Raw genomic sequence first — 19,888 nt, 5'->3', positions numbered from 1 at the left:
TGAGCCGACCCACCTACATGCACACGGACACCTCCATGGACACCGTCATGCAGTCCGAGCATTCCGAGCGCGCGGACCTCGCGCCTGCGGACGTTTTGCCGGCGAGCGAGCCGCTTTATCGTCAACTGGCCGGCCACTACCGTCGCGCAATCGGCAACGGCGCACTGCGTCCCGGCGAGCGTATGCCGTCGATGCGCGCATTCATGCAGCGCCACGGCGTAAGTCTCGCGACGGCGATCGAGAGCTATCGCGTGCTCGAACGCGAAGCGCTAATCGAGGCGCGGCCGCGCGCCGGTTACTTCGTGCGCGCTTCGCAATGCGCTGCGTTGCCGGCCGCGTCGGAGCCCGATCTTGCGGCCCTGCCGCAGGCCGCTCAGTTCGTCGGTATTCACTCGGCGATATCGGCGATCGTCTCGCAATATCAGCGCTATCCGGACGCATTCAATCTGGGCGGTGCGACCGCTTCGGCTGACCTTTATCCAACTGACGCGTTGCAAAAAGCCGCGCTGCGGGCGTTGCGCAGGCGGCCCACATTGCTGACCGCGGTCGGGCCCGATCAGGGCGACCCGGCGTTACGCGCGATCATTGCGCGCCGCGCGCTCGAAGCGGGCATTCAGATTGGCTCGGACGACATCATCATGACGCACGGCGGCATCGAGGCCGTCAATCTCGCGCTGCGTGCGGTCACGCAACCGGGTGACACCGTCGCCGTCGAGTCGCCCTGTTTCTTCGGCTTGCTCCAGGCGCTGGAAAGCCTCGGGCTGCGCGCACTCGAAATTCCAGCGAGCCCGAGCAGTGGGCTCGCCATCGAGGCGCTCGACTTCGCGTTGCAAACGCATCCCGACATCAAGGCCGTGGTCGTCGTGCCGAATTTGCAGAATCCGCTTGGCAGCGTGATGCCCGATTCGCACAAGGCGAGGCTGGTCGAACTGTGCGCGCGAGCCCGCATCGCGCTGATCGAAGACGACCCGTATCGCGAACTCGTCGACAGCGCGCAGCCGCTGCGCTCGCTGAAGGCGTGGGACACCGACGGCACTGTGATCCACTGCACGTCGTTCAACAAGACTCTCGCGCCCGGCATGCGGATCGGCTGGATCAACGGCGGGCGCTGGCATCCGCGTATCGGCATGCTGAAGTTTGCGCAGTCGCGTCACAACGAACAGCTGTCGCAAGTCGTGCTTGCCGGGTTTCTCGAAACGAACGCGTATGAACGGCATTTGCGGCGTTTGCGGGATCGCTTGAGGCTGCAGCGTGAGCGGATGTCGGCGGCAATCGGCGCCTCCTTTCCCGATGGAACGCGTTTTACGCCGCCCGCTGGCGGTATGTTCTTCTGGATCGAGTTGCCGGACGCGGTGTCGTCGGCCGCGTTGTTCGACGCCGCTTTGAAGCAAGGCATTCGTGTGATGCCGGGCATTGTGTTTTCGAACGCGGGCCGCTTCGATCGGTTCATCAGGCTGAGTTGTCCGAGCACGGACCTCGAACTCGCGGATGAAGCCGTGCTCAAACTCGGCCGGCTTGCGACAGCGATGGCCGCGCGCGCGGCGACGCAAGCGGCGTGAGCGCACCGCGCCCGTTGAATACGGTGAGGCCGCTTAGCACGTCAAGACCGTTGAGCCGAAGTGCCGCTCGACACCGCACGGTGCCATAGCGGGTATCATTTCCTCTCCTTTGGCGCGGTGCGTCGTCGCGTGCATGCTGCTGTTTGCACATCATCGCGAGTTGCGCCGCCCTCATGTCGAGACAAGTCAACTGAAGCCGCAATGACCGATTCATCTTCATCCACCGCGACGGGCGCGTCGCTGCCTGAGAGCCCCTTTGTCGACCGGCTCGGCGCGCAACTGGTGTCGGCGGCGGACGGGGTCAGCGAAGTGATGCTGCCCTTGCTGCCCGAGCATATGAACACGTGGGACGTCGCGCACGGCGGCGTAACCATGACGCTCGCCGACGTTGCGCTCGCGATGGCCGCGCGCAGCCTCGCGGGCGACGGCGTCGGCGTGGTCACGGTCGAAATGAAGGTCAACTTCATGCAGCCCGGCCGCGGTGAGTTGCGCGCGACAGGCCGCGTGCTGCACCGCTCGACGACGATGGCCTATTGCGAAGGCGAGATCCGCGATAGCGAAGGGCACTTCGTCGCCAAGGCGCTCGGCACGTTCAAATACATGCGCCGTCTTGCCGTGGGCCGCGACGTGACGCGTCAGCGCTTGCGCAGCGACCCATCGGCGAAACCCGGTCCTAGCGACGGCTGAGCACATGCGGCGTTTCGATCTGCATTGTCCGGGCGCAGGCCGGGTGCAAGGCTCGCTGCAACCGGAACGATATGCGACCGGCAACCTGTAGCCGGTCTTGACAATCAGCAGAAGCAGCAAATCAAGGAGACGATGTCATGCCACAGATCAACCGTCAGTTCGTGTTGGCTTCGCGGCCGCAAGGCGCCGTCACGCCCGAGAACTTCCGCCTCGTCGAAACGCCGCTTGCACCGCTCGCCGATGGAGAAGTGCGCGTGCGTAATCACTATCTGTCGCTCGACCCGTACATGCGCGGCCGCATGAACGACAGCAAGTCGTATGCGCCGCCTCAACCGCTCGACGAAGTCATGATCGGCGGCACGGTCGGCGAGGTGGTCGAATCGAAGAATGAGAAGTTCGCGGTCGGCGACAAGGTCGTCGCAATGTTCGGATGGCAGGAGTACGGCACGTCGAACGGTACGGGCATTCAGAAAGTCGACGACACGCATGTGCCGCTGTCGGCTTATCTCGGACCGGTCGGCATGCCGGGCGTGACGGCGTGGTACGGACTGAACCGGATCATCGCGCCGAAGGCCGGCGAGACGGTCGTGGTCAGCGCGGCAAGCGGAGCAGTGGGCAGCGTGGTCGGCCAATTGGCGAAAGAGGCCGGCGCGCGCGCAGTGGGTATCGCGGGCGGTCAGCAGAAGTGCCGTTATGTGGTGGAAACGCTTGGCTTCGACGCCTGCATCGACTACAAGGCCGGCAACCTCTATCAGGACCTGAAGGCGGCGACGCCGGACGGCGTCGACGGTTGCTTCGAGAACGTCGGCGGCGAAGTGCTCGACGCGACGCTCGCACGCATGAACCCGTTCGGCCGCATCGCGCTGTGCGGATACATTGCGGGCTACGACGGCCAGCCGCTGCCGCTCAAGCACCCGTCGCTGATATTGACGCAGCGTCTGCTCGTGCAGGGCTTTATCGTCAGCGAGCATATGGACGTCTGGCCGGAAGCGCTCAAGCAGCTTGGCACGCTGGTCGCGCAGAAAAAGCTGCACTATCGCGAGAGCATCGCGCAAGGGCTCGATGCGGCGCCCGAGGCGTTCATCGGCTTGCTGAAAGGCAAGAATTTCGGCAAGCAGCTTGTGCGATTGATCTGATGTGAGGTCATGGCGGCGGGCGGCGGTTGGAAACGTCTGGAGCCGCACTTGCAGCCGCGTTTGCCACCGCACTTGCAGCCGCACTTGCAGCCGCACACAAAGGAGTCCACGGATGTTCGAATTTGCAGGCAAGGTCGCGGTCATCACCGGCGCGGCCAGCGGCTTCGGCCTCGCGTTTGCGCACAAAGGCGCGGCGCTCGGCATGAAGCTCGTGCTCGCCGACCTGAATCCCGACGCGCTCGCGCAGGCCGTCGATACGTTGCGCGCGGCGGGGGGCGACGCGATCGGCGTGCCGACCGACGTGTCGAGCGCAACGCAGGTCGAAGCGCTCGCGCAAGCCGCGCTCGATGCGTTTGGCAAGGTGCATCTGTTGTTCAACAACGCGGGCGTGGGCTCGGGCGGCTTGCTGTGGGAGAGTTCCGCCAACGACTGGTCGTGGGTATTCGGGGTCAACGTAATGGGCGTCGCGCACGGCGTGCGTGCGTTTGCGCCGATCATGCTGGCGCAGAACGAACCAGCGCATATCGTCAACACCGCATCCGTCGCGGGGCTGCTGTCGCCGCCCGCGATGGGCGTCTATAACGCGTCGAAACACGCGGTCGTCTCGCTCACCGAGACGCTGTATTACGACCTGCAAATCGCGCAGTCCGGGCGTGAGGCGAGCCGCCGCGTCGGCTGTTCGCTGCTGTGCCCCGCGTTCGTGCCCACGGGCATCGCCGATGCCGAGCGCTCGCGGCCCGCTGAACTTCGCAACGAGAGCCGCCCGACGCGCTCGCAGATCGCTGCGGGCAAGCAACTGCAGCGCGCGGTGCAATCGGGCAAGCTCAGTGCCGCCGATGTCGCCGGCATCACGTTCGAGGCTATCGCCGAGCGCCGTTTCTATATCATCACGCACCCGGCCATCATGGCAACGGTGAGATTGCGTCACGAGGACATCGAGCAGTTGCGCGATCCCACCGACCCGATGTCGCTGAAACCCGAAGTCAGGCAGGCGGATCCCGACTAGCGCCGCTCGTTGCGCGCAATGTCGCGTGCGCCTTTTCAACCTGCGGCGCGTATGCGCCATCTAACGTTACCTGCGTCACATGCCGCTGAACCCGAAGATCGAGCAGGTGCTCGACATGATCGCGCGCGCAAAGCGCCCGAAGCTCCATGAGATGACCGCGCAAGCGGCGCGCGCGTCGTACGAGAAGAGTGCGCCGATTCTCGAGATTGCGAGCGCGCCGATGTTTGCCGTCGAGGACATGCGCGTGCCGACGCGCGACGGCGCAACGATTCGCGCGCGTCTTTATCAGGCCGTCGAGCCGAGCTGGGCCGAGCCGGCTCCTGCATTGATCTACTATCACGGCGGCGGCTTCACGGTCGGCAGCGTCGATACGCACGATGCGCTGTGCCGCATGTTTGCGCGCGACGGAAAATGCACGGTGCTGTCGGTCGATTACCGGCTCGCGCCCGAACACAAGTTTCCTACCGCCGTCGACGACGCTTTCGACGCGCTCGTCTGGCTGCATGCGCACGCCGCGCAGTTTGGCATCGACACCGGGCGGCTTGCGGTAGGCGGCGACAGCGCGGGCGGCACGCTCGCCACGGTTTGCGCGGTGCTCGCGCGCGACGCCGGCATCGCGCTTTCAGTGCAATTGCTGATCTATCCAGGCACGACCGGCTATCAGGAGACCGATTCGCACTCGCGCCTTGCCGACGGCTTCCTGCTTTCGGGCGAGACGATCCAATGGTTTTTCGATCAATATGTTCGCGACGCGAGCGATCGCGACGACTGGCGCTTTGCACCGCTCGACGGCAAACGCGGCGCACCCGACTTCGGCGGACTCGCGCCAGCCTGGATCGCGACTGCCGAATACGATCCGTTGAGTGACGAAGGCGATGCCTATGCGCTGAAGCTGCGCGACCACGGCAACGAAGTCACGCTCAGGCGCTACCCCGGCATGATCCACGAGTTCTTCAAGATGGGCGGTTTCGTGCCCGATGTTGCGCATGCGCACGCGGAGGCCGCGGCGGCATTGCGCAGGGCATTCGGCGAGCAATGATTACGCGATTTGCGGCTCGACGTTGAACGCGAAGCTGCGCTCGAAGTCGCCCGGGCGCACGATCCGGTGTGAGCCGTTGTCGTCGCTTCGCTCGGCCACCGCCACGCTGACCATCTCCGCGTTCGCGACTACTCGCAGCGCCGTCGTGCCGCGCGTGCCGTACTCCGGCGTTTCGATGAATGCCGCCGACAGCGCCCGTTCGCGTTCGAGCGGAATGCCGGTGGCAGGCAACTCATCGTCGGGAGCGACGCGCGGGTCGCGCATCAGGTCGATCAGGCGCTCGAGCGGCGGCATCGGGTTGCGCGTGAGGAGCGCGCTCAATTCGGCCCGCTTTCTGACGAGCTTCGGCCACGCGGTGTCGAGCACCGCGTTCGAGATGCCGTGTGTGCCGGGCATAAGCAGCGCGGGGGCGACGTTGGAGCGATTGCAATACCAGGCGAGTTCGCGGCGCGTCCAGTCACCCACCAGCAGGTTGAAGCCGTTATACATGTCGCCGGTCTTCGCCACGCGTTGCAGATAGGCCAGCGGCGTTTCGCGCGGGCCGCCGTTCTCACCGCCGTTCTCCATGCCATTCCTGCCGGCGCTGCCCGAAGCCAGCCAGTCGCTGACGAGCGTGCCGCGAGTCGGCGCATCGGCGCGCGTCTCGTGCGGCGCGCGGTAGTTGGTCAGCGCAGCAAAACGGCCGTCGCGCGACATGCCGAGCCACGTTCCGCCGCCGAGCAAGTCGCGGCCGGCCAGCACGCCCGGCGCGTCGCTCCACCAGGCGATCGGCTCGGCCGTGCGCCGGAAGAACTCATCGCGATTCGCGGCGAGCGTGAAGATCGGGCCGTCGACCGCATCGGGTCGCCAGTCGAAGACAATCAGGCACATTGGGGGCGTCTCCCAATTGGGGACTTCTGAAATGGCATGGCAGGCAGAAGTTCAGGCGAGGGCGCAGCGAGGAAGCGGCGCGTTTTCGTCGAACAGCGCCGCGTCGCATCTTCGAGGGCGTTCAAACCTCGGTGGGCAGGCCGTACGGAAGCGCGAGGAACCGCAGCGCCGGGCCTTGCGCCGCGCCTAGATGCACCGAGCCGCTTTCGAGCGCCGCCAGCTTGATCTCCACCAGCAGATCGACGCCGCCGTCGCGAGCTGATGCCGCGTTCACCACCATGCCGCACGGCTGGCCTGGATCGTCGGAGTGAAAGAGTTCGGCGCCGGCCTTCGCGGTATCGAGGTCGCTCGCCACGTTGGCGAGCGACGTGCGCCGCTTGATCGTGCCGCGATACTGGCTGCGCGCCACCACTTCCTGGCCGGGATAGCAGCCCTTGCGGAAATTGACCGCGCCGAGCACGTCGAAATTGACCATCTGCGGCACGAATTGCTCGACCACCGGCTGCGTGATGCGCGGCTCGCCTGCGCGAATGTCGAGCCAGTCCCAGACTGCGGGCGAAACCTGCTTCAACTTCTCGCGAAGCTGCGGCAAGTGCGCTTCGACTTGCGCCTTCGGGCCGATCCACAGATAGCGCAAACGCTCGAACGCATCGGGCACGCGGATCAGCGAGCCGGCCGCGCCGTCCACCTTCACATGAACGCCGTCGGGCAGAGCGTCGAACACGCCGGACAGCGCCTTGCGGACATCGCCCGCGAGGCCGATCACGGCGAGTTCGCCGCTTGCATCCACGAGCTTCGCCTTGGCGCGCAAAACGAACATGGACAGCCGCTTTTGCACCGCCGCCTGCACGTCTTTCGAGACGAGCAGATGGATCATGTCGCCGCTGCGCCACGTCAAAAACGACGCCAGCAGCCGTCCCTTCGCCGAGCAATAACCCGCGAGACGTGCGTTCGCGGCGTCCAGGTGCTGCGTGTCGTTGGTCAACTGCCCGTGCAGGAAGCTCGCGGCGTCGTCGCCGGTGGCGTCGATCACGCCGAACTGCGTGAGCGCCATGTAGGCGCCATGTTCAAGCACTGCGGCGAACTCATACTCGGACGGACGCGGCAACACCGGCAGCGCCGTGGCGGAATGGCCCAACGGCGCGCCGCCGGGGCTGCCAGAACCAGCGCCGGGAGCAGCGCCTGAAGCAGTAGCTGAAGGAGTGCCTGAAGGTATGCCTGAAGCGGTAGCGAGCGGTGTGTTCATGGATTCCTGGAACAGTCAATTCTGACTTTAGCTAAGGCAAACAAGTATTATATGCAGTCCAACCCAGTCACGTTTTCATGTCCCTGTTCAAGAAATGTTTCGTCGCCGGCTCGATTATCGTCGTGCTGGCCGCAGCCGCGATTGCTGGCGGATACCACTGGGCCAATAGCCCGCTCGAGCTGAACCCCGCGCAACTCGACGTCACCGTCAAACCGCACAGCAGTCTGCGCAGCGTCACGCTGCAACTGAACCGCGGCGGCGTGCCCGTCGAGCCTGAACTGTTCATCGTCATGACGCGGCTGCTCGGTCTTCAGAGCGAACTCAAATCGGGCAATTACGAGTTCAAGACCGGCGTCACGCCATACGAAGTGCTGCAAAAGATCGCTCGCGGCGACGTCAACGAATACGTCGCGACCGTCATCGAAGGGTGGACTTTCAGGCGCATGCGCCAGGAACTGGACGCCAATCCGGCGCTGAAGCACGACAGCGCCGGGATGAACGACGCGCAGCTGATGAGCGCGATCGGCGCGCCTGAGGCGTCGATCGGCAACGGCGAAGGGCTGTTTTTCCCGGACACCTACCTGTTCGACAAAAACACGAGCGATCTCGACGTCTACCGCCGCGCCTATCGGCTGATGCGCGCGCGCCTCGACGAAGCGTGGGTCGCGCGCTCGCCGAATCTGCCCTACAAGACACCGTATGATGCGCTGATCATGGCGTCCATCATCGAGAAGGAAACCGGCAAGAAATCCGACCGGGCGATGGTCGCCGCCGTCTTCGCGAACCGTCTGCGCGTGGGCATGCCGCTGCAAACCGATCCGACCGTGATCTACGGTATGGGCGAGAGCTATAACGGCCACATCCGCAAGAAGGACCTGCAAACTGACACTCCCTACAATACCTATACGCGGATGGGCCTGCCGCCGACACCTATCTCGCTGCCGGGCGTGGCCTCGCTGCAGGCGGCGATGAACCCTGCGCAAACCAGCGCGTTGTACTTCGTCTCGCGCGGCGACGGCAGCAGCATCTTTTCCGACACCCTCGGCGATCACAACAAGGCCGTGGACAAATACATTCGAGGGCAATAATGGCGCGCGGCAAATTCATTACATTCGAGGGCATAGATGGCGCCGGCAAGACGACGCATCTGGCCTGGTTCCGCGAGCGGCTGGAACAGAAGGTGGCGGCCAACGGCCGCTCGGTCGTCATGACCCGCGAGCCGGGCGGCACGCCGCTTGGCGAGCAGATCCGCGAGATCGTGCTGCATCAGAAGATGGACCTTGAAACCGAGGCGCTGCTGATGTTCGCGCTGCGCCGCCAGCATCTGGCCGAAGTGATCGAACCGGCGCTCGCGCGCGGCGACTGGGTGCTCTCCGACCGCTTCACCGACGCCACCTTTGCCTATCAGGGCGGCGGCCGCGGGCTGCCGCGCGACAAGCTCGAAACGCTGGAGCGCTGGGTTCAGGGCGGCTTCCAGCCCGATCTCACGGTGCTGTTCGACCTCGCGCCAGAGATCGCGAACGAGAGGCGCAGCGCGGCGCGCGATCCGGATCGTTTCGAGAGCGAATCGACCGCGTTTTTCGACCGCACCCGAGCCGAATATCTGCGGCGCGCGGAAGAAGCGCCTTATCGATTCGCTATCATTGACTCTTCGCAAAGCATTGCGCGAATCCAGAAACAACTTGACGAACTTCTTGCAAGTCTTTGATACACAAACAATATAAGAAATTATTATCTGCCTAGCAAGGCCTCGTGCAATACCTCACCAAACGCGTTCAACTGACTGATCAGAAAGAGAAAAAATGATTTATCCGTGGCAAGCCGATGACTGGAACCGCCTGCAGCAATTGCGCGACCACTGGCCGCACGCCTTGCTGCTGCACGGACAGGCGGGCATCGGCAAGCTGCGCTTCGCGCAGCATCTCGCGCAAGGTCTGCTGTGCGAGGATCGGCGAGACAACGGCGAACCGTGCGGCGCATGCGTCGCGTGCAACTGGTTCACGCAGGGCAACCATCCCGATTACCGTATCGTCGTGCCCGAGGCGCTGGCGGCCGAAGCCGGCATCGGCAACGGCGCGGACGAGAAAGCCGAAAAAGCCGATGGCGACGAAGGCAAAAAAACGCGCGCACCGAGCAAGGAAATCAAGATCGAGCAAATTCGCGGCTTGCTCGACTTCGTCGGCGTGGGTTCGCACCGCGGCGGCGCCCGCGTGGTCGTGCTGGCTCCGGCGGAGGCGCTCAACATCGCGGCGGCCAATGCGCTGCTGAAAACACTCGAAGAGCCGCCCGCGGGCGTCGTGTTCCTGATGGTGTCCGCGCGGATCGACCGGCTTTTGCCCACCATCATCAGCCGTTGCCGCCAATGGCCGATGAGTCTGCCCGCGCCCCAGGTCTCGACCCAATGGCTCGCGGCGCAAGGCGTGGCGGAGGCGCCGGCGCTGCTCGCCGAAGCGGGCGGCGCGCCGCTGACCGCACTCGCGCTCGCTAGCGACGAAAACCGCACGTTGCGCGACTGGACGCTCAAGCAACTGGCCGCCGGCCCGGAGTGCGACGCCTTTGCATGCGGCGAGGCGCTTCAAAAGCTGCCCGTGCCGCTCGTACTCGGCTGGCTGCAACGCTGGATGTACGATCTGCTCGCGCAGCGCACCGCGGGCGCGCCGCGCTATTTTCCGCAGGCGTCCGCGGCGTTGACGCGCTGCGCATCGCAAGCAGACGCGAGCGCGTTCGCCCGCTTCATGCGCGCCGTAACGCGCCAGCGCGCGGTCGAAAATCATCCGTTGAACGCGCGGCTCGTGTTCGAGGAACTGTTTCTCGGTTACCGCGAACTCTTTGCATGACGCGAGGCGGTGGTCCCCACGCGCGGCGAACGTCGTTTCCGTTCACTAGCGCTTTACCCGTTAGCCGGTTCTTCAATTCAATCTGAAAGCACCATGAGCCTGTCTTACCGCGATGCCACGCTCGACGATCTGCCTGCCATCGTCGCCATTTACAACTCGACGGTGGCCTCGCGCCAGGTGACCGCCGATCTCGAACCGGTCAGTGTCGAAAGCCGCGTTGCGTGGTTCCACGCGCATGGGCCGCACAAACGTCCGCTATGGGTTGTCGAAGACGCCGAACAGCCTCGCCGTGTGATCGCCTGGCTGAGCTTTTCGGATTTTTATGGCCGTCCCGCCTATCAGCGCACCGCCGAAGTCAGCATCTATCTCGACGAGCGCGCGCGCGGCAAGGGCCTCGGCAAGCAGTTGCTGGCGGCCTCGCTGACGGCGGCGCCGGCGCTCGGCATCGACACAGTGCTGGGGTTTATCTTCGGTCACAATGAGGCGAGCCTGCGTCTGTTCCGCGGCTTCGGTTTCGACACATGGGGCTCTCTGCCGCGCGTGGCCGTGCTGGACGGCGTGGAGCGCGATCTGGTGATCCTCGGCAAGCGCCTCGACGCGCAAGGCGCGGCAGCCTGACCGCCTCGGGCCATTCCTCGGGCCATTCATTTGCAGGACATCATCATGTTTGTCGATTCGCACTGCCACATCAATTTCGAAGGACTCGCCGATCGCCTGCCGCAGGTGCTCGAGAATATGCGAAGCCACTCGGTCACGCACGCGCTGTGCGTGTCGGTGGACCTGGAAACGCTGCCGTCCGTGCTGGATATCGCGAGCCGGCATGAGAACGTGTACGCGTCGGTGGGCGTGCATCCGGACCACGAGGACATGCGCGAGCCAAGCGTCGCGGAACTGGTGGAACTGGCCGGGCATCCGAAAGTGATTGCAATTGGCGAGACGGGGCTCGACTACTACCGCCTGGAAGGCCGCTCGATCGCCGATATGGAATGGCAGCGCGAGCGCTTTCGCACGCATATCCGCGCCGCGCATGCCACGGGCAAGCCGCTCATCATCCATACGCGCTCTTCGTCGGAAGACACGCTGCGCATCATGGCCGAGGAGCGCGCGAGCGAGCCGGGCGGCGTGATGCATTGCTTCACGGAGCCGTGGGCCGTAGCCGAGCAGGCACTGGCGCAGAATTTTTACATCTCGCTGTCGGGCATCGTCACGTTCAAGAGCGCGACGGACGTGCAGGACGTCGCGCGCCGCGTGCCTCTGGAGCGCCTGCTGATCGAAACGGATTCGCCTTACCTTGCGCCGGTGCCGTACCGCGGCAAGCCTAATGAACCTGCGTACGTCAGTTATGTCGGACGTTTCATCGCGCAGCAGCGTGGCATGACGGACGAGGCGCTGGCGGCCGCAACCACGCAGAATTTCTTCCGTCTATTCAAGCTTTCCGCGCCAATCGGTGCACTGTGAAAGTGGATAAATATTAAGAGGATAGGGGTCAACCCTAAAGTAAAATATGATCAACAGTTCCAGTTTCTCCAACGTGCGGCAAGCCGCCCAAACGGCCCGCGCCGCATGCGCGTCGGCGCGCCGCAACTTCTCGCGCGCCGCGCTGGCGGCTACGGTGACGTGCGCCGCGCTGAGTTCGCTGATCGCGGCACCGGCCCAGGCTGCGCCGATCGATTCGCTGATCAAATCAGTCAAATTCGACGACGTCGACGGCGTCAAGAAACTGCTCGCCAAGGGCATGGATCCGAACAGCGTCGATAACCAGGGCATGCCGCTTCTGGTGCTTGCCGCGCGCGAGAAATCCGACAAGGTCGGCGCCGCGCTGCTCGCGAATCCGAAAACCAACGTCGAGATCGAAGACAAAGCCGGCGAAAACGCAATGATGATGGCCGCGCTGAACGGCGACATCGACTTCGTCAAACAGTTGATCGCGAAGGACGCCGAAGTGAACAAGAAGGGCTGGGCGCCGCTGCACTACGCGGCAGCAAACGGCCACGACGACGTCGTGAAGCTGCTGCTCGACCATTCCGCCTACGTGGACGCAGGGTCCCCGAACGGCACCACGCCGCTCATGATGGCGGCGCGCGGCGGCCATGTGTCGACGGTGAAACTGCTGCTCGACAATGGCGCGGACCTGACGGTCAAGAACCAGATCGGGCTCACCGCACTGGATTTCGCGAAGACCTATAAGGAGCCGGACGTGGTCGAAGGTCTGACCGCGCGGTTGCAGCAGATGCAGCAAAAATAGAGCGCGCGGCGCACCGGCATGCGCCGGCGCGCACCGCCCACTGCCTGAAGATCGCGGCTGCCGGCCTGCTGCCGCATCGCAAAACAGTGCAGAATGACGACTTTGTTGCCGCGCGTTCGCGCGCCGTCCGGATGCGGCAACAGACCGCCTGATAAACGACCCTGGAAAGGAACACCATGCTGCGGGCTTTGATTTTCGCCAGCGCGTTTGCCGTACCGTTATCGGCAGCCGCGTTTACGGGGGGCGACCTCAACAAACTGTGCACGAAGACCGACGTCGCGTCGCGCAGCGCGTGCGCCGCATACATCGAAGGCGCCGCCGACGGTATCTTCAACACCATCGACGCGATTGGCGGCACGACGGGACCGCGCGTCGGGCAATACTTCTGTTTGCCTCAGGACGCGCGCTCGGCGCAGCTGACCGACGCCGTACGCAAGTACATCGCGGAAAATCCGATTGTCGCGGGCTATAACGCGAGCACGGCAATCTCGCTGGGACTCGGCAAGGCATTTCCTTGCAAAAGCGGAAGTTAGTGTGAGCTGAAAGGACGTGTGCCGCAGGACGCACACGTTTTCCCATGAGTCGGACGCCACGCTGCCCATGCGCGGCCGGCTCGAAACGCGGAGCGCATCTTTCCATTAGCGCGTCTGCCTCGAAGGCGCTTCACGGTGCTTTTCAGCGCTTTTCACGAGCGCGTCCGGCGGGTTCGTCCCGCGGCGCGTGCCACATTGTGCCGTCGCCGCGTTTCATGGCCGCCGGCCTGTCCATACCCAATCGAAAAGGAGGTTGTCCTTCATGCCTTTTCTCGACGAACTCAACCACCTTGACCGTATCGCCGAAGCGCCGCTGCATACGTGGCTGGGCGCGTTGATGATCTCGGTGGTCGTCGTGCTGATCGGTATCGGCGTGCACCGCGTCGGCGCACGTATCGTGACCCGAATCGCGCGGCCTTATCCGCTCACCAGCGTCGTGCTTCGCTATATCGACAAGCCTTCGCTGTTCGTGCTCATCATTCTCGCGCTGGAAGCCGTATGGTGGGAGGCGCCCGACACGCTAACCTTCATATCGCCGTTGCGCGACGCCGCGGCTATCGCGATGATCGGCGCGTTGACGTGGCTGTCGGTGCGTTCGGCGGCGGCCATCGGCGAGGCAATCATCCAGGCGCATCCGCTCGATACCGCCGACAATCTGCAAGCGCGGCGCATCCACACGCAGGCGAGAGTGCTGGCCCGCTCAGTGATGCTCGTGATCGTGATCGTCGGCGTGGGCGGCGCCTTGATGACGTTCCCGAATGTCCGGCAGATCGGCGCGAGCCTTCTTGCATCGGCGGGCGTGGCAGGTCTGGTTGCCGGTATCGCTGCGCGGCCGGTGCTTGGCAATCTGATCGCCGGCTTGCAGATTGCGCTGTCACAACCCATCCGGCTCGACGACGTCGTCGTCATTCAGGGCGAATGGGGGCGCATCGAGGAAATCACCGGCACATATGTGTCGGTGCGCCTGTGGGACCAGCGGCGGCTCATCGTGCCGCTGCAATGGTTTATCGAGAATCCGTTTTCGAACTGGACGCGCAGCAGTTCGCAAATTATCGGCACGGTGTTTCTCTACGTCGATTACCGGATGCCGCTCGCGCCGCTGCGCGAGGAACTTGCGCGCATCGTCGCGGCGGCGCCTGAGTGGGACGGGCGCGTGCAGGTTCTGCAAGTCACCGAGGGCACCGAACGCTCGATGCAATTGCGCGCGCTCGTCAGTTCGCTCGATTCGGGCCTCAACTGGGACCTGCGCTGCCGCGTGCGCGAGGGGCTGCTCGACTTCATCCAGAAGCACTATCCGCAGTATCTGCCGCGCGCGCGTGCGGAGGTGTCGGCGGAACTCGAAAACGGCAAGGGCGAGCCGCTCGACTGGGTGCCGCGCGGCGCTCGCACGCCGGCCGGCAGCACGGCGGCGCATACTGAGGCGGACCCGGTGGCGAGCCGGCCCGCTCAGGCGACTGGCGCGGCAGCGCCGTCGCACAGGGTCAAGGAAATGGCCTAGCAGCTACAGGTGTCCGCGTGAGGTTCCTCCACGCCGACCGGCGCCCACGGCGATGCAACCGATCGATCGCTAAGGGGTCGAACCGTCCACTTACACATAAACTCGGCGCGGCATGGCGTGCACCATGCGAAAGTTTGTCGAGGCGCTCGCTGCATGACGAGCGCCGGCTGCACCCCGGCAGATGCCGCGCGCAACAAGGAGGACTAGCAACATGGGCCGACTGATCGTCGTGTCGAATCGCGTCGCAACGCCGACGGAAACCAAAGGATCGGCAGGCGGCCTCGCCGTCGGCGTGTTCGGCGCGCTGAAGGATGCCGGAGGCGTGTGGTTCGGCTGGAGCGGCGACGTGGTCAGCGAGACCGTCGCCAACGCCGGACCGACGCTCGAACAGGAGGGCGCGGTCACCTTCGCAACGGTGGGTCTTACGCGCAAGGACTACGACCAGTACTACCGCGGCTTCTCGAACGCGACGCTGTGGCCGGTGTTCCACTACCGCAACGACCTCGCGCGCTACGAGCGCGAGGAGTATGCAGGCTACCGGCGCGTCAACGCGTGGCTCGCGCACAAGCTGATCAAGCTGCTCGAGCCAGACGACGTGATCTGGATTCACGACTACCACCTGATTCCGTTTGCCGAAGCGCTGCGCAGCGAAGGCATCACGAACCGCATCGGCTTTTTCCTGCACATTCCGTTTCCCGCGCCGCAGATTCTGCTCAACATTCCGCCGCACGAGGAGCTGGTCAAATCGCTGTCGTGCTACGACTTGCTGGGCTTCCAGACGGCGACCGATCAGGAAGCGTTCCACGATTACGTCACTCGCCACGCGCGCGGCTCGGTGTCGAACGGTCTCGTCGAAGCGTTCGGCCGCAAATTGCGTACGGGCGTCTACCGCATCGGCGTGTTTCCAGACGAGATCGCAGAGCAGGCAAAGCGCTACGAAAGCCGTCAGCACGTGCTCGATCTGAAGCAGAGTCTCGAAGGCCGCAAGCTGATCATGAGCGTCGACCGGCTCGATTATTCGAAGGGGCTCGTCGAACGCTTTCGCGCATTCGAGCATTTGCTGGAACGTTCGCCCGAATGGCGCGGCAACGTCACGCTCGTGCAGATTGCGCCGCCCACGCGTTCGGACGTCGCTACGTACCAGAAAATTCGTCAGGATCTGGAGTACGAAGCAGGGCGAATCAACGGCCGCTATTCAGGCCTCGACTACACGCCGATCCGCTATCTGAATCAGCAATACGACCGCTGGAAACTGATGTCGCTGTTCCGCGAGTCGCAGATCGGCTTCGTCACGCCGTTGCACGACGGCATGAATCTCGTCGCGAAGGAATATGTCGCCGCGCAGAACCCCGACGATCCGGGCGTACTCGTGCTGTCCATTTTCGCGGGCGCCGCGGCCGAGCTGACAGGCGCGCTGCTCGTGAATCCGCACGATGCAATAGGCATGTGCGAGGCGTTGCAGCGCGCGCTGCAAATGCCGCTCGACGCGCGTCAGCGGCGTCACGAGATCAACATGGCGGCGCTGCGCAAAAACGATCTTGGCGTGTGGCGCGACAGTTTCCTGCGTGACCTGCGCAGCGTGCCGCTGCAGAAGCCCGCCATGGGCGGCGGGCATAAGTAGTGAGCGGTCCGAAACAGCATGCCGTGTGCGCATGCAGGCGTGGCACGCCAAGGCGCTGCGCTCCTGCGGCCCGCCGAACATCGTATCCACGGATGGCCGCGTGCTGAGCGCGCTCGCCATCGCCGGTTACCGGTCGTTGCGCGAATTGATCGTGCCGCTTGGGCGGCTTAACGTCATCACGGGTGCCAACGGCAGCGGGAAGTCGAGCGTTTATCGGTCGCTACGCCTGCTTGCCGAAACGGCGCGCGGCGGCGTGATCACGTCGCTCGCTCGCGAAGGCGGTTTGCCGTCCACGTTATGGGCCGGCCCGGAGCGTTTTTCCCGGGGCATGCTGAGCGGCGAATTCGAGGTTCAAGGCACGACCCGCAACGCACCGGTCAGTCTGCGGCTCGGCTTCGCGGGCGACCCGTTCAGCTATGCGATCGACCTCGGCTTGCCGCATCCGGGTACCAGCAGGTTCGTGCTCGATCCGGTCATCAAGCGCGAGTGCATCTGGAGCGGGCCGGTGCTGCGGCCCTCGGCGTTGCTGGTGGATCGTCAAGGAGCGGCGCTGCGCACGCGTGATGAAAACGGCGACTGGCAAACAGTCCCGCAACCCGTCGCGAGCTTTGACAGCATGATGACGGAGTTCGCCGACCCGCGCTGCGCGCCGGAGATGATCGCAGTGCGCGAACAGATCCGCTCGTGGCGCTTCTATGACCATTTCCGTACTGATGTCGACGCGCCTGCGCGCATGCCGCAAATCGGCACGCACACGCCGGTGCTCTCCGACGACGGTGCGGATCTCGCTGCGGCTTTGCAGACCATTCGCGAGATCGGCGACCCCGCTGCACTCGACGCCGCCATCGACGATGCGTTTCCCGGCTCACGGCTCGACGTCGCCACACAGAACGGCCGCTTCGAAGTGCTGATGCAGCAGCATGGTCTGCTGCGTCCGCTCAAAGCTGCGGAACTGTCTGACGGGACCCTGCGTTATTTATTGCTGGTCGCCGCGCTGTTGACGCCGCGTCCGCCCGCGTTACTCGTATTGAACGAGCCCGAAACGAGTCTGCATCCGGACCTGTTGCCGGCGCTTGCGCGGCTGATCACGCGAGTCGCCGCGCATTCACAGGTGCTTGTCGTATCGCACGCGGCGCGGCTCACCGCGTCACTCGAACGCGAAGACGCGACCGAGTCGATCGTGCTCGAGAAGCATTTCGGTGCAACGCGTCTCGCCGACGCCGAAGAGCGCGACATACCGCCGTGGAAATGGCCGTCGCGCTGACGCTCGACGCGCGCGTGCGGCTCCAATATTTCGATGGCCCCTGCGATGTAAGCTGAATGTAACAGCGCCCAAAAAATGCAATCCCGTGCGCTTTTTAGCGCTTCCCAGGGAATAATGCTTCGATGCCTGTGGCGCGCGCCGGCCTCGGCGCCATTAATCGAAAGACGGAAGACTTGCCTGCTCGCCCGGCGCCTGTTGACGCCGGATAAACCTGGGCGGGTCGGGCAGCGCCGGGCCGTGCCAGGCTGTGCACAACCCAGCGCCGCAAGCCGTCAGTTCACGGAGACAACTATGAAGATTGCGCAGATCGCCCCCTTGACCGAATCGGTGCCGCCGAAGCTGTACGGCGGCACGGAGCGCGTCGTGTCGTACATCACCGAGGCGCTCGTGGAACTCGGCCATGACGTGACGCTGTTCGCAAGTGGCGACTCGGTGACGAGCGCGAAGCTGGAGGCCGTGTGGCCGCGGGCGCTGCGCCTCGATCCCGGCATCCGCGATCGCGTGGCGCCGCACATGCTGCTGATGGAACTCGTGCGCCGCCAGGCCGAAGAGTTCGATGTCCTGCATTTCCACCTCGACTATTACTCGTTCTCGGTGTTCAAGCGGCAGGAGACGCCGTTTGTCACGACCATGCACGGCCGGCTCGATCTGCCCGAACAACAGCCGGTGTTCGACACGTTCAACACTGCGCCGGTCATTTCGATTTCCAATGCGCAGCGCCATCCGCTGCCGCAAGCGCGCTGGCTGACCACGGTGTATCACGGCTTGCCGGAGAAGCTTTATACGCCGCAGCCGGTGGAGCAGAAGTACCTCGCGTTCCTCGGCCGTATTTCGCCCGAAAAGCGCGTTGACACGGCGATCCGCATTGCCGGGCGCTGTGGCATGCAGATCCGCATCGCGGCAAAGGTCGACACCGCGGATCACGAATATTTCGAGCGTGATATCCGGCCGCTACTGGACTTGCCGCACGTCGAGTTCATCGGTGAGATCGCGGATCATCAGAAAGCCGAATTTTTGTCAGGCGCTCATGCACTGCTGTTTCCGATCGATTGGCCGGAGCCGTTCGGCCTCGTCATGATCGAGGCCATGGCCTGCGGCACGCCGGTCGTCGCGTTCAATCGCGGTTCGGTGCCGGAGGTGCTCGAAGACGGGTTGACCGGCTTTATCGTCGAAGACGAGATCGGTGCGGTGGCGGCGGTCAACCGGCTGCACAAGATGCCGCGTGCGGGCGTGCGTCAACGCTTCGAGGAGCGCTTCACGTCGCATCGGATGGCGCAGCAATATGTGGATGCGTATCAGTCGGTGATTCGCGCGCAAAAGCGTTCGCGGTTCAAGGTGGTGGATAGCTCGGGACGTTGATTTCCGCGAGCGAGGCATGCGGACGGTTCTGAAGGTTCGGCCGCCGGGTTGACATATGCGCTTGCTCGTTGCAAGAGCATATGCCGACTGCTCCGCGCACCGTTTTCAGAACCTTAAGTTGAACGCATAAAAGTTGGACAAGACCGGACGGACAAGGCCGGCCTCCGCGGGCGGAGCCGGCCCTGTCGTCAAGTTTCCGCGCACTGCGATGCATCGCGCTGCTCACACTGCGCAAGCCCCGTGTCCAACCCGGACACCGTTGCAGGAATCAGGCGGACAGGACGCGCAGCCCGCATACGTCCGGGCGCTTATCGTGATGCGACGTGATGCGAGGCCGCTGGTCCGCCGTCAAATTCCTTAGATTTTCAGGCGCGAAACCTTCGTGCCCTGCAGCGACAGATCGCCCATCAAGCCAGTATTGGTCAGCACGAATACTTGCACCGGCGCCGTGGCGGTGGTGGTGTCGATCACGCCGTTCGCACCCATCTTGATGAGCGCGACCGAAGCGTCGCCGCCCACCGACCAGCCGTCGGCATTGCGGAATTTGTCGAGCGCGTCCTGCGTCATGAACAGGAAGATGATGGCCTTCGACTGTGCGCCGGCCTGCAAGCCGAACGAGCCGGAAATCGTGCTGTAGTAGCCCACCGTGCTGCCGCTTACGCGCAGCGAGCCTTCGCCGTACTGCCCGCCGACGATGAAGCCAGCCTGCAGCACCGACGGGAACACGAGCACGCCCCGAGCCTTCGAGACGAGTTCGTGCGAACCCTTCACGTTCGTGTACAGGCGCGACAAGGTGCCGTCGACGCTGGCGTCGATCGACTGACGTTTGGACGCGTCGGTGGACGGTGTGTCGTGGCCGCCGGTGTTGGTGGTACAACCGGCAAGTGCAAGGCCTCCGAAAGCGAGCGCAGCGGTAGTCTTCAACATGAAGTGTCGTCTTTGCATCGTTTTTCTCCGTATGGTTCCGGGGCGCAGCCGCGGAAGTTGA

Annotated in this window: 19 protein-coding genes; 16 read left to right on the top strand and 3 right to left on the bottom strand. The window is 64.2% G+C overall.

The genetic code is table 11. From position 1 onward, the window contains the following. The first annotated feature begins 47 nt into the window (after positions 1-47). From BCA01S_RS19515 to BCA01S_RS19490, 5 genes are all read left to right on the top strand, one after another. Positions 48-1,559 (top strand): aminotransferase-like domain-containing protein, encoded by a 1,512-nt coding sequence (locus BCA01S_RS19515; protein ID WP_042318988.1) that lies wholly within the window; start codon positions 48-50, stop codon positions 1,557-1,559. A 201-nt stretch (positions 1,560-1,760) separates the two neighbouring features. Then, positions 1,761-2,246, top strand: coding sequence for a PaaI family thioesterase (locus tag BCA01S_RS19510; RefSeq protein ID WP_027778357.1), 486 nt, complete (start codon positions 1,761-1,763; stop codon positions 2,244-2,246). Positions 2,247-2,383: 137 nt separating this feature from the next. Continuing rightward, positions 2,384-3,382, top strand: coding sequence for an NADP-dependent oxidoreductase (locus BCA01S_RS19500; protein WP_027778356.1), 999 nt, complete (start codon positions 2,384-2,386; stop codon positions 3,380-3,382). 112 nt (positions 3,383-3,494) lie between these two features. Next, complete coding sequence (locus BCA01S_RS19495; RefSeq protein ID WP_027778355.1) at positions 3,495-4,388, top strand: SDR family oxidoreductase; 894 nt, start codon at positions 3,495-3,497, stop codon at positions 4,386-4,388. Between the two features lie 79 nt (positions 4,389-4,467). Then, positions 4,468-5,427, top strand: coding sequence for an alpha/beta hydrolase (locus BCA01S_RS19490; protein ID WP_027778354.1), 960 nt, complete (start codon positions 4,468-4,470; stop codon positions 5,425-5,427). Here the strand turns inward: BCA01S_RS19490 and BCA01S_RS19485 are convergent, their stop codons facing one another. Together BCA01S_RS19485 and ygfZ are read right to left on the bottom strand one after the other, a co-directional pair. Beyond that, entirely contained in the window at positions 5,428-6,297 is an 870-nt protein-coding gene (locus BCA01S_RS19485; protein ID WP_027778353.1) for an NRDE family protein, read from the bottom strand. A gap of 121 nt (positions 6,298-6,418) precedes the next feature. Next, entirely contained in the window at positions 6,419-7,543 is a 1,125-nt protein-coding gene (ygfZ, locus tag BCA01S_RS19480) for a CAF17-like 4Fe-4S cluster assembly/insertion protein YgfZ (RefSeq protein ID WP_027778352.1), read from the bottom strand. Between the two features lie 77 nt (positions 7,544-7,620). Here ygfZ and mltG point away from each other — a divergent pair, with 77 nt between their 5' ends. The 11 genes from mltG (at position 7,621) to BCA01S_RS19425 (ending at position 18,900) form a co-directional block, all read left to right on the top strand. Continuing rightward, positions 7,621-8,631 carry an endolytic transglycosylase MltG gene (gene mltG / locus BCA01S_RS19475; RefSeq protein ID WP_027778351.1) on the top strand — a complete coding sequence of 337 codons (1,011 nt, stop codon included), beginning with the start codon at positions 7,621-7,623 and terminating at the stop codon, positions 8,629-8,631. Further along, positions 8,631-9,251 carry a dTMP kinase gene (gene tmk, locus BCA01S_RS19470; RefSeq protein ID WP_027778350.1) on the top strand — a complete coding sequence of 207 codons (621 nt, stop codon included), beginning with the start codon at positions 8,631-8,633 and terminating at the stop codon, positions 9,249-9,251. The genes mltG and tmk overlap by 1 nt, the downstream gene beginning before the upstream one ends. Positions 9,252-9,345: 94 nt before the next feature. Further along, positions 9,346-10,380, top strand: a complete 1,035-nt coding sequence (locus BCA01S_RS19465) for a DNA polymerase III subunit delta' (RefSeq protein ID WP_027778349.1) — start codon at positions 9,346-9,348, stop codon at positions 10,378-10,380. 93 nt (positions 10,381-10,473) lie between these two features. After that, positions 10,474-10,998, top strand: a complete 525-nt coding sequence (locus BCA01S_RS19460; protein ID WP_027778348.1) for a GNAT family N-acetyltransferase — start codon at positions 10,474-10,476, stop codon at positions 10,996-10,998. 45 nt (positions 10,999-11,043) lie between these two features. Continuing rightward, positions 11,044-11,838: a TatD family hydrolase gene (locus BCA01S_RS19455; RefSeq protein WP_020065938.1), complete on the top strand. Its 795-nt coding sequence runs from the start codon at positions 11,044-11,046 to the stop codon at positions 11,836-11,838. Positions 11,839-11,884: 46 nt separating this feature from the next. Continuing rightward, positions 11,885-12,625, top strand: a complete 741-nt coding sequence (locus tag BCA01S_RS19450; protein WP_027778347.1) for an ankyrin repeat domain-containing protein — start codon at positions 11,885-11,887, stop codon at positions 12,623-12,625. Between the two features lie 176 nt (positions 12,626-12,801). Further along, positions 12,802-13,158, top strand: a complete 357-nt coding sequence (locus BCA01S_RS19445; protein ID WP_006048979.1) for a Rap1a/Tai family immunity protein — start codon at positions 12,802-12,804, stop codon at positions 13,156-13,158. Between the two features lie 262 nt (positions 13,159-13,420). Then, positions 13,421-14,656, top strand: a complete 1,236-nt coding sequence (locus BCA01S_RS19440) for a mechanosensitive ion channel family protein (protein ID WP_027778346.1) — start codon at positions 13,421-13,423, stop codon at positions 14,654-14,656. 211 nt (positions 14,657-14,867) lie between these two features. Beyond that, the gene (gene otsA, locus BCA01S_RS19435) at positions 14,868-16,277 is read left to right on the top strand and encodes an alpha,alpha-trehalose-phosphate synthase (UDP-forming) (RefSeq protein ID WP_027778345.1); all 1,410 of its coding nucleotides are present in this window, start codon (positions 14,868-14,870) and stop codon (positions 16,275-16,277) included. 100 nt (positions 16,278-16,377) lie between these two features. After that, entirely contained in the window at positions 16,378-17,541 is a 1,164-nt protein-coding gene (locus BCA01S_RS19430; RefSeq protein WP_027778344.1) for an AAA family ATPase, read from the top strand. 291 nt (positions 17,542-17,832) lie between these two features. Then, entirely contained in the window at positions 17,833-18,900 is a 1,068-nt protein-coding gene (locus tag BCA01S_RS19425) for a glycosyltransferase family 4 protein (RefSeq protein ID WP_027778343.1), read from the top strand. A gap of 357 nt (positions 18,901-19,257) precedes the next feature. Here the strand turns inward: BCA01S_RS19425 and BCA01S_RS19420 are convergent, their stop codons facing one another. Then, the gene (locus BCA01S_RS19420; RefSeq protein ID WP_027778342.1) at positions 19,258-19,845 is read right to left on the bottom strand and encodes a BPSL1445 family SYLF domain-containing lipoprotein; all 588 of its coding nucleotides are present in this window, start codon (positions 19,843-19,845) and stop codon (positions 19,258-19,260) included. Positions 19,846-19,888 lie beyond the last annotated feature (43 nt).

Source organism: Paraburkholderia caledonica NBRC 102488 (assembly GCF_000685095.1).
Classification (GTDB): Bacteria; Pseudomonadota; Gammaproteobacteria; order Burkholderiales; family Burkholderiaceae; genus Paraburkholderia; species Paraburkholderia caledonica.
The sequence above is the reverse complement of the archived record's forward strand: the minus strand, read 5'-3'. Positions and strand labels throughout refer to the sequence as shown.

Coding starts and splice junctions, on each gene's coding strand:
- BCA01S_RS19515 (WP_042318988.1), top strand. CDS start 48: ATGCAGTCCGAGCATTCCGAGCGCGCGGACCTCGCGCCTGCGGACGTT.
- BCA01S_RS19510 (WP_027778357.1), top strand. CDS start 1,761: ATGACCGATTCATCTTCATCCACCGCGACGGGCGCGTCGCTGCCTGAG.
- BCA01S_RS19500 (WP_027778356.1), top strand. CDS start 2,384: ATGCCACAGATCAACCGTCAGTTCGTGTTGGCTTCGCGGCCGCAAGGC.
- BCA01S_RS19495 (WP_027778355.1), top strand. CDS start 3,495: ATGTTCGAATTTGCAGGCAAGGTCGCGGTCATCACCGGCGCGGCCAGC.
- BCA01S_RS19490 (WP_027778354.1), top strand. CDS start 4,468: ATGCCGCTGAACCCGAAGATCGAGCAGGTGCTCGACATGATCGCGCGC.
- BCA01S_RS19485 (WP_027778353.1), bottom strand. CDS start 6,297: ATGTGCCTGATTGTCTTCGACTGGCGACCCGATGCGGTCGACGGCCCG.
- ygfZ (WP_027778352.1), bottom strand. CDS start 7,543: ATGAACACACCGCTCGCTACCGCTTCAGGCATACCTTCAGGCACTCCT.
- mltG (WP_027778351.1), top strand. CDS start 7,621: ATGTCCCTGTTCAAGAAATGTTTCGTCGCCGGCTCGATTATCGTCGTG.
- tmk (WP_027778350.1), top strand. CDS start 8,631: ATGGCGCGCGGCAAATTCATTACATTCGAGGGCATAGATGGCGCCGGC.
- BCA01S_RS19465 (WP_027778349.1), top strand. CDS start 9,346: ATGATTTATCCGTGGCAAGCCGATGACTGGAACCGCCTGCAGCAATTG.
- BCA01S_RS19460 (WP_027778348.1), top strand. CDS start 10,474: ATGAGCCTGTCTTACCGCGATGCCACGCTCGACGATCTGCCTGCCATC.
- BCA01S_RS19455 (WP_020065938.1), top strand. CDS start 11,044: ATGTTTGTCGATTCGCACTGCCACATCAATTTCGAAGGACTCGCCGAT.
- BCA01S_RS19450 (WP_027778347.1), top strand. CDS start 11,885: ATGATCAACAGTTCCAGTTTCTCCAACGTGCGGCAAGCCGCCCAAACG.
- BCA01S_RS19445 (WP_006048979.1), top strand. CDS start 12,802: ATGCTGCGGGCTTTGATTTTCGCCAGCGCGTTTGCCGTACCGTTATCG.
- BCA01S_RS19440 (WP_027778346.1), top strand. CDS start 13,421: ATGCCTTTTCTCGACGAACTCAACCACCTTGACCGTATCGCCGAAGCG.
- otsA (WP_027778345.1), top strand. CDS start 14,868: ATGGGCCGACTGATCGTCGTGTCGAATCGCGTCGCAACGCCGACGGAA.
- BCA01S_RS19425 (WP_027778343.1), top strand. CDS start 17,833: ATGAAGATTGCGCAGATCGCCCCCTTGACCGAATCGGTGCCGCCGAAG.
- BCA01S_RS19420 (WP_027778342.1), bottom strand. CDS start 19,845: ATGCAAAGACGACACTTCATGTTGAAGACTACCGCTGCGCTCGCTTTC.